Genomic DNA, 9940 nt, shown 5'->3' with positions numbered 1-9940 from the left:
CTCCGAAGCACACACCTCCCCCGGCGACACCCCCTCGGATTCCCCTGCCGGTGCACCGGCAGGCTCCGCGCTGCGCGACCGCCTCGCCGGACTGCCCGCGGCCGAACGCGACCGCGCCCTGCTCGAATCGGTCCTCGCCGGTGTCGCGGCGGTGCTCGGCCATGCCGACGGCGCGGCGGTGGAGGCCACGCGGTCCTTCCGGGATCTGGGCTTCGACTCCCTCACGGCCGTCGAGCTGCGCAACCGGCTCGCCACCGAGACCGGCCTGAAGCTCCCCAGCACCCTCGTCTTCGACCATCCGACGCCGACGGCTCTCGTACGGCTGCTGCGGCAGGAGCTGTTCGCGGACGGCGACCCGGGAGCGGACGCGCTGCCGCCGGTCGCGGCCCTGACGGCCACCACGGACGACCCGGTGGTCATCGTCGGGATGGCCTGCCGGCTGCCGGGCCGGGTCGAGAGCCCGGACGATCTGTGGCGGCTGGTCACCGAAGGCGCCGACGCGATCTCCGACTTCCCCACCGACCGCGGCTGGGACCTCGATGCCTTGCACGGCGCCCCGGACGGAGGTCCGAGCCGCAGCCACACCCGCGCGGGCGGCTTCCTCTACGACGCCGGGCAGTTCGACCCCGCCTTCTTCGGCATCTCGCCCCGCGAGGCCCTCGCCGTCGACCCGCAGCAGCGCCTGCTGCTGGAGACGTCCTGGGAAGCCCTGGAACACGCGGCGATCAGGCCCGACGCGCTGCACGGCAGCCGTACGGGTGTGTTCGTCGGCGCGGGCAGCTCCGGATACGGCGCGGGACTCCGCGAGGTGCCCGAGGGGCTCGGCGGGCAACTGCTGACGGGTGTCGCCGGCAGCGTGGTCTCCGGCCGCGTCGCCTACACCTTCGGCTTCGAGGGCCCCGCAGTGACCATCGACACGGCCTGCTCGTCCTCCCTCGTGGCGCTGCACCTGGCGGCTCAGTCGCTGCGGTCCGCCGAGTGCGACCTGGCGCTGGTCGGCGGTGTGACCGTGCTGGCCGACCCCGGGGCGTTCGTCGAGTTCAGCTCCCAGGGCGGGCTGGCCGCGGACGGCCGGTGCAAGGCGTTCTCCGACGAGGCCGACGGCACCGGCTGGGCCGAGGGTGTCGGTGTGCTCGTCGTGGAGCGGCTCTCCGACGCCCGCCGTAACGGGCACCAGGTGCTGGCCGTGGTCGCCGGTTCCGCCGTCAACCAGGACGGCGCGAGCAACGGCCTGACCGCCCCCAACGGGCCCGCCCAGCAGCGGGTCATCCGTCAGGCGCTCGCCGGGGCCGGACTGAACCCCGCCGACGTCGACGCGGTGGAGGCGCACGGCACGGGCACCAGACTCGGTGACCCGATCGAGGCCCAGGCCCTGCTCGCCGCCTACGGCCAGGACCGCGAACAGCCGCTGTGGCTCGGCTCGTTGAAGTCCAATATCGGCCACACCCAGGCCGCCGCCGGTGTCGCCGGCGTCATCAAGACGGTGCTGGCCATGAACCACGGCCTGCTGCCGCGCACCCTGCACGCCGAACGGCCCTCGAGCCAGGTCGACTGGTCGGCGGGCGAGGTGCGGCTGCTGACGGAGAACACCGAGTGGCCGCAGGCCGAGGGAGGACGTCCGCGGCGGGCCGGTGTGTCGGCCTTCGGCGTCTCCGGCACCAACGCCCACGTCATCCTGGAACAGCCCGCTGCGCCGACGCCCGCCCCTGCGGGACCGGCCCTCGAACAGCCCTCCGCCGAGGAGCCCCGCGACGGTGCCCTCCCGGGCGATGCCCCCTCCGGGCCCACCACCGTGCTCCCCTGGGTGGTCTCCGGCCGGAGCCGAAGCGCGCTGCGCGCCCAGGCCGCCCGGCTGGCCGACCACCTCGCCGCCCGTCCCGGGACGACCGCGGTCGAGGTGGCCGCCTCCCTCGTCCGCACCCGCTCGGCGTTCGAGCACCGGGCCGTGGCGTGGGGTGCGGACCGCGAGGCCCTGCTGCGCGCCCTCCGGAAGGTCGCGGACGACGAGCCGGCCGACGACGCCGTCATCGGCTCCGTGCTCCAGGACGGCCGTACGGCCTTCCTGTTCGCGGGCCAGGGCTCACAACGCCTTGGCATGGGACGGGAGTTGTACGAGGAGTACCCGGTCTTCGCCGACGCCTTCGACGCCGTGTGCGCCCACCTGGACACCGAACTGCCGCGTCCCCTGAGCGAGGTGGTGTTCGGCGAGGAGGCCGACGTACTGAACCGGACCGAATACGCCCAGCCCGCGCTGTTCGCGCTGGAAGTGGCTCTGTTCCGGTTGCTGGAGTCGTGGGGTGTGCGTCCGGACGTGTTGCTCGGTCACTCCGTCGGTGAGCTGGCCGCGGCCCATGTCGCGGGTGTGTGGTCCCTGTTCGACGCGTGCCGTCTGGTGGCGGCGCGCGGCCGGCTGATGCAGGCGCTCGCGGCGGGTGGGGCGATGGTCTCGCTCCAGGCGTCCGAGGACGAGGTGCTGCCGCTGCTGGCGGGCCGGGAGACCGAAGCCGCGATCGCGGCCGTCAACGGACCGCTGTCCGTGGTGGTCTCCGGAACCGAGGACGCGGTGCGCGAGATCGCCGCCGCCGTCGAGACGCTGGGCAGGCGCACCCGGAGGCTGCGGGTCAGCCATGCCTTCCACTCCCCGCTGATGGAACCGATGCTCGCCGGCTTCCGTGCCGTCGCCCGAAGCGTCACCTACGCGGCGCCGGGCATCCCCGTCGTCTCCGACGTCACCGGCGCGGCCGCCACCGCCGAGGAACTCGCCTCGCCGGAGTACTGGGTGCGGCACGCGCGGGACGCGGTCCGCTTCGCCGACGGCGTGCGCACACTCGCCGACCGGAACGTCACCCGGTTCCTCGAACTGGGCCCCGACAGCACCCTGACCACGCTCACCGGGTCGTGCCTGCCCACGGCGGACGGTCTGCAGGTGTCCGCGCTGCGGGACGACCGACCCGAGCGGCGGAGCCTGCTGGCCGCCGTCTCCGCCCTGTTCACCAGGGGCGTCGACATGGACTGGACGGCAGCCCTGCCGTCGCTGTCCCGGGCGCCGCACGTCCCCCTGCCCACCTACGCCTTCCAGCGCAGGCGCTACTGGCTCGAGGTGCCCGCCGCAACGGGCGACGCCTCCTCGCTCGGTCTCGCCGCCACCGACCACCCGCTGCTCCCGGCCGCGGTGCCGGTCGCGGGCAGCGACGCGGTCGTGCTCACCGGACGGCTGTCGCTGCGCTCGCACCCCTGGCTGGCCGACCACCGGCTCGGCGGCGCCGCCGTCCTGCCCAGCACGGCCTTCCTGGAACTCGCCGTCCACGCGGGCGACCAGGTCGGCTGCGACGAGGTCCGCGAACTCGTCCTGGAGGCGCCCCTGACGGTGCCCGAGCGCGGCGCGGTCCGGCTCCAGGTCCGCGTCGACGAGCCGGACGCCCGGGGCGCCCGTGCCCTCGCCGTCTACTCGAGCCCCGACGACCCACGATCCGAGACAGCCGCGTGGACCCGCCACGCGGGCGGCCTGCTCGCGCCCGCCGACCCCGCGGCGGTGGAGCGTGCCGTCCACGCGGACCGGGCAGCCGACCTCGCCGACTGGCCCCCGGCCGGGGCCGAAGCGGTCGCCGTCGGAGACCTCTACGAACGGTTGGCGGCCGACTCCGGTCTGGAGTACGGCCCGGCGTTCCGCGCCCTCACCGCCGTGTGGCGGCACGGCGACGACGTGTACGCCGAGGTCGCCCTCACGCCGGAGGCACGCGATCAGGCGCGGCACTTCGGGCTGCACCCGGCCCTGCTGGACGCGGCACTGCACCCGCTGGGCCTCGGCCTGCCGGAGGGACTGGGCGAGGGGCTGCTGCTCTTCGCGTGGCAGCGCGCCACCCTCCTCGCCGACGGCGCCGCCACGCTCCGCGTCCGACTGGCCCGGTGCGCCGAGGACGCGGTGACGCTCCACGCCGCCGACGCCTCCGGCCGGCCGGTGCTCACCGTCGAGTCACTGCGCCTGCGGCCCGCCCCCGGCGCGCCCGCCGCACGGGATCTCGCGGACACCGTTCCCGCCGGGGACCGCACCGCCACGGATGCCGTGGACGGCGCCTCCACGGACGCCGAGGCCGGTCTCGGCGACGCCACCGAGTCCGCCCGACCCGCGACGCGAACCGTGCGCCGTCGGGCCGCCGACTCCGGCGCCGAGGCGGGGGAGGCGACCCTGCTGGACCGGCTCGCCGGACGGTCCGCCGCCGAGCGGCAGCGGGTGCTGCTCGACCGCGTGCGCCGCAAGGTGGCCGCCGTGCTCGACTACGTCGACCTCGACGAGGTGGAGCCCTCCCGCGTCTTCAAGGACCTCGGCTTCGCCTCCGTCACCGCGGTGGAACTGCGCAACCGGCTCAGCGCCGACCTGGGCGTGCTGCTGCCGGCCACCCTGGTCTTCGACCATCCGACGCCGCTCGCGCTCGCCGCGCACCTCGACGAGGAACTCTTCGGCACCCGGACGGACACGGCCGCGCCCGCGGCCTCGCGGGCCCGGCTCGACGACGATCCGATCGTGATCGTCGGCATGGCCTGCCGCTACCCGGGCGGCATCACCAGCCCCGAGGAACTGTGGGACCTCGTCGCGCACCGCGGCGACGGCATCTCCCCGCTCCCGGCCGACCGGGGCTGGGACCTCGCGGCGCTCTACCACCCGGACCCGGACCACCCGGGCACGTGCTACGCCCGCGAGGGCGGCTTCCTGCACAACGCCAGCCAGTTCGACCCCGGCTTCTTCGGCATCTCCCCGCGCGAGGCCCTGGCCATGGACCCCCAGCAGCGGCTGCTGCTGGAGACGTCGTGGGAGGCACTGGAGCGGGCGGGCATCGACCCGGCGTCCCGGCGCGGCAGCCTCACCGGTGTCTTCGCCGGCGTCACCTACCAGGACTACATCGGCATCCTCGGCGCCGCCAAGGAGAGCTTCGAGGGCTACATCGGCACCGGCAACTCGCCGAGCGTCCTGTCCGGCCGTATCGCCTACGCCCTGGGGCTGGAGGGACCCGCACTGTCCGTCGACACCGCCTGCTCCTCGTCCCTGGTGGCCCTCCACCTCGCGGTGCAGTCGCTGCGGCAGGGCGAGTGCGATCTCGCGCTGGCCGGCGGTGTCACCGTGATGTCGACGCCGGGCTCGCTCATCGAGTTCAGCCGGCAGCGGGCGCTCGCCGAGGACGGCCGCTGCAAGCCGTTCTCCGCGGACGCCGACGGAGCGAGCTGGGCCGAAGGCGTCGGCATGGTCGTGCTGGAACGACTGTCCGACGCCCGGCGGAGCGGACACCCGGTCCTCGCCGTCGTGCAGGGCAGCGCACTCAACCAGGACGGCGCCTCCAACGGACTGACCGCGCCCAATGGGCCCTCGCAGCAGCGGGTCATCCGCGCCGCGCTGGCCGGCGGCGCGCTCACCCCGGCCGACATCGACGCCGTGGAGGCGCACGGCACCGGTACGACGCTGGGCGACCCGATCGAGGCCCAGGCGCTGATCGCCGTCTACGGCCAGGACCGTGCCGAGGACCGTCCCCTGTGGCTGGGCTCGCTGAAGTCCAACATCGGCCACTCCCAGGCCGCGGCCGGCGTCGGCGGCGTGATCAAGATGGTCATGGCCCTCCGCAACGGCCTGCTCCCGGCGACCCTGCACGCCGAGACCCCGACCCCCGAGGTCGACTGGTCCGCGGGGACCGTACAGCTGCTCAACGACGCGGTGCCATGGCCGCGGACCGACCGTCCGCGCCGCGCGGGCGTCTCCTCGTTCGGCATGAGCGGCACCAACGCGCACGTCATCATCGAGCAGGCCCCCGACGACGTGACGCCGCACGAGACGACCGGGCAGGCCCCGGCCGGCACCGCCCGGCAGGACATCACCGAGCCGCCGGCCGACGCCGCCCCCGTCGCCCGGTCCGTCCCCGTCGCCCTGTCCGCCCGCACCACCGACGGGCTGCGCGCCCAGGCCGGACGGCTCCTCGCCCATCTGCGCGACCACCCCGGACTCGGCCTCGCCGACCTGGGCCTGTCCCTGGCCACCACCCGCACCGCCTTCGAACAGCGGGCGGTCGTACTCGCCGCCGACGAAGAGGGCCTGGTCCGCGGGCTGCGCGACCTCGTCGAGGACGGCATGGTCAGCGACATCGTCCGCGGCCTCGACCGGCGCGGCACCGGGCCCGTGCTGGTCTTCCCCGGACAGGGCGCCCAGTGGCCCGGCATGGGCCGCGAACTCCTCGACACCGCACCCGTGTTCGCCCGTCGCATCGCCGAGTGCGAGCAGGCGCTCGCGCCGTACGTCGACTGGTCGCTGACGGCCGCCCTGCGCGGCGGCCCGGACGCCCCCGACCTCGACCGGGTGGACGTCGTCCAGCCCGTCCTGTGGGCCGTCATGGTCTCCCTCGCCCAGCTGTGGCGCTCCTACGGCGTCGAGCCCGCCGCCGTCGTCGGCCACAGCCAGGGCGAGATCGCCGCGGCCGTCGTCGCCGGCGCCCTGTCCCTGGAGGACGGAGCCCGCGTCGCCGCCCTGCGCAGCAAGGCCATCACCGCCATCGCGGGCGACGGAGGCATGATGTCCGTCCCGCTCCCCGCCGACGAGGTCCGCACCCGGCTGGAGCCGTACGGCGACCGGCTCGCCGTGGCCGCCGTCAACGGCCCCGGCTCGGTCGTCGTCTCCGGCGCCGCCGACGCGTTGGACGAGCTGTTCCGCGCACTGACCGGTGACGGCGTCCAGGCCCGCAAGGTCGCCGTGGACTACGGCAGCCACTCCACGCACGTCGAACCCGTCCGTGAGCAGGTCCTCGACACGCTCGCCGGACTACGGCCGACGCCCGCCGAGATCCCGTTCCGCTCCTCGGTGACCGGCGACTGGCTGGACGACGACACCGTCCTGGACGCCGCCTACTGGTACACCAACCTGCGGGAGACCGTCCGCTTCGAGGACGCGATCCGCGGCCTGCTCGCCGCCGGACACCGCGCCTTCATCGAGGTCGGACCGCACCCCGTCGTCGCCTTCGGCCTCCGTGACACCATCGAGGACGCCGGCGCCGACGCCGTCGTGCTCGGCACCCTCCGCCGCGACCAGGGCGGCCTGGACCGCTTCGTGACCTCCCTCGCCGAGGCCCACGTCCAAGGCGTTCCCGTCGACTGGCACAGCGTCTTCGCCGGAACCGGCGCCCGCCGCGTCGACCTGCCGACCTACGCCTTCCAGCGGCTGCGGTACTGGCCCGAGCTCCGGGACGCGGAGCCCGCCGCCGAGGACGGCACGCGGACATCCGACGAGGTGGAGAGCCGCTTCTGGCGGACGGTGGAGGAAGAAGACCTCTCCTCCCTCGCCGCCACCCTCGACCTCGGCGGTGAGACCCCGCTGCGCGAGGTGCTGCCCGCGCTGTCCGCCTGGCGGCGCAGCAGCAAGGAACAGTCCACCGTCGACAGCTGGCGCTACACCGTCGGCTGGACCCCGCTCACCCAGGACACCGCTGCCGCGCCCCCGTCCGGGACCTGGCTCCTCGTCCTGCCCGTCACCGGCCACACCCTGGCGGACGCCACCCGGCAGACGCTGACCGACCACGGCGTCACCGTCCGGGCCGTCACCGTCGACGGCGCGGCACCCGACGCCGACCGCGCGGGACTGGCCGGCCTGCTGACCGCCGCGCTCGCCGCCACGGACGGCGAACCCGCCCTGGAACCGGGCGACCTCGGCGGAGTGCTCTCGCTCCTCGCCCTGGACGAGACCCCGCACCCCGACCACCCGTCGGTGCCCGCCGGGCTCGCCGGCACGCTCACGCTCCTCCAGGCCCTCGGCGACCTCGGCGTCAGCGCCCCCCTGTGGTGCGCCACCCGGGGCGCCGTCGCCCTCACCGCCTCGGAGACCGTGCTGAGCGCACCGCAGGCCCTCGTCTGGGGCTTGGGCCGGGTCGCCGCCCTCGAACACTCCGACCGCTGGGGCGGTCTGATCGACCTGCCCGCCACCCTGGACCGCCGGGCGGGCGACCGGCTGTGCGCCCTGCTCGCCCGGCCCGACGGCGAGGACCAGACCGCCGTCCGCGCCTCCGGCACCTACGGCCGCCGCCTGCTGCGCGCCCCGCTCGACGGCACCACACCACCCGGCGCGACCTGGCGCCCCCGCGGCACCGTCCTGATCACCGGCGGCACCGGCGCGGTCGGCGGACACATCTCCCGCTGGCTCGCCTCCCTCGGCGCCGACCACCTGCTGCTCACCAGCCGCCGGGGCGCCGACGCGCCCGGCGCCGCCGAGCTGTCGGCGGAACTGACCGCTCTCGGCGCCGGCCGCGTCACCCTCGCCGCGTGCGACGTCGCCGACCGCGACGCCCTGCGCGAGCTGATCGGCTCGATCCCCGAGGAACACCCGCTCGACGCCGTGCTGCACATCGCCGGCTCCCTCGACGACGGTGTCATCGACGCGCTCGACCCCGGCCGTATGCATCCGGTCCTGCGTACCAAGGCCACCGCCGCGGTGAACCTGCACGAACTGACCGCCGGGCTCGACCTGTCCGCCTTCGTCCTGTTCTCCTCCACGTCCGGCACCATCAGCGGACCCGGCCTCGGCAACTACGCCCCCGGCAACGCCTTCCTGGACGCCCTCGCCCAGCAGCGCCGCTCCCTCGGCCTGCCCGCCACGGCCGTCGCCTGGGGACACTGGGCCGACGGCGGCATGGGCGACGGCGCGGTCGGTGACCGCCTGCGCCGCTACGGCGTGTACGACATGCGGCCCGAACTGGCCTGCCAGGCCCTCCAGCAGGCACTCGACCACGGCGAGACCTACCTGGCCGTGACCGACATCGGCTGGGAACGGTTCGCGCCCGCCTTCACCGGCTCCCGCCCCAGCGCCCTCCTGCGCGCACTGCCCGACGCCCGGCGCGTCCTCGCACCGGCCCGCACCACCGCCTCCGGCCCGACGGCCGGCGACTCCTTCGGCGGCGACGGTGCCGGCGCCGACCAGCCGGCGCTCCGCCGCCATCTCGCCGGCCTCGCCGCCGACGAGCGGGCGGGCGCCGTCCTCGACGTCGTCCGCGGCTATGTGGCCACCGTGCTCGGCTACCCCGGGCCCGAGGCGGTCGAGCCGACCCGCGCCTTCACCGACCTCGGTTTCGACTCGCTCAGCGCCGTCGAACTGCGCAACGGCATGAACAAGATCACCGGGATGCGTCTGCCGGCCACGCTGGTCTTCGACTTCCCGAACTGTGCCGAACTGGCGCGGATGCTGCTCGGCGAACTCGGCACGGAAGCCGAGAAGGACCGCCTGCCGGCCACCACGCGGCCCGCGGCCGCGTTCGCCTCCGTCACCGACGACCCGATCGTCATCACCGCGATGAGCTGCCGCTTCCCCGGCGGGGCCGACACCCCCGAGGACTACTGGCGGCTGCTCGCCGACGGCACCGACGCCATCGCACCGTTCCCGGCCGACCGCGGCTGGGACGTCGACGGCCTCTACCACCCCGACCCCGACCACCCCGGCACCTGCACCGCCCGCGAAGGCGGATTCCTGCGGGACATGGCCGCCTTCGACCCCGCCTTCTTCGGCGTCTCGCCGCGTGAGGCCCTCGCCATGGACCCGCAGCAGCGGCTGCTGCTGGAGCTGGCGTGGGAGGCGTTCGAGCGGGCCGGGATCGACCCGACCACCCTGCGCGGCTCCCGCACCGGCGTCTTCGCCGGAACCAACGGCAACGACTACACCCCGCTCCTCATCGCCTCCGGCGAGGACGTCGGCGGCCACCTCGGCACCGGCAACGCGGCGAGCATCGTCTCCGGGCGGGTGTCCTACACGCTGGGCCTGGAAGGACCCGCGGTGACGGTGGACACGGCGTGTTCGTCGGCGCTGGTGGCACTGCATCTGGCGGTGCAGGCGCTGCGTTCGGGGGAGTGCGATCTGGCGTTGGCCGGTGGTGTGACGGTGATGTCGACGCCGGGGCTGTTCCTGGACTTCAGCCGGCAGCGGGGA

Annotated in this window: 1 pseudogene; it reads left to right on the top strand. The window is 75.1% G+C overall.

Features of this window, described 5'->3' with window-relative positions:
- Positions 1-106: 106 nt before the first annotated feature.
- Positions 107-9940: pseudogene (locus tag AQJ64_RS43985) on the top strand (type I polyketide synthase); the annotation flags it as partial.

The organism is Streptomyces griseoruber (assembly GCF_001514205.1).
Taxonomy (GTDB): Bacteria; Actinomycetota; Actinomycetes; order Streptomycetales; family Streptomycetaceae; genus Streptomyces; species Streptomyces griseoruber.
The sequence above is the reverse complement of the archived record's forward strand: the minus strand, read 5'-3'. Positions and strand labels throughout refer to the sequence as shown.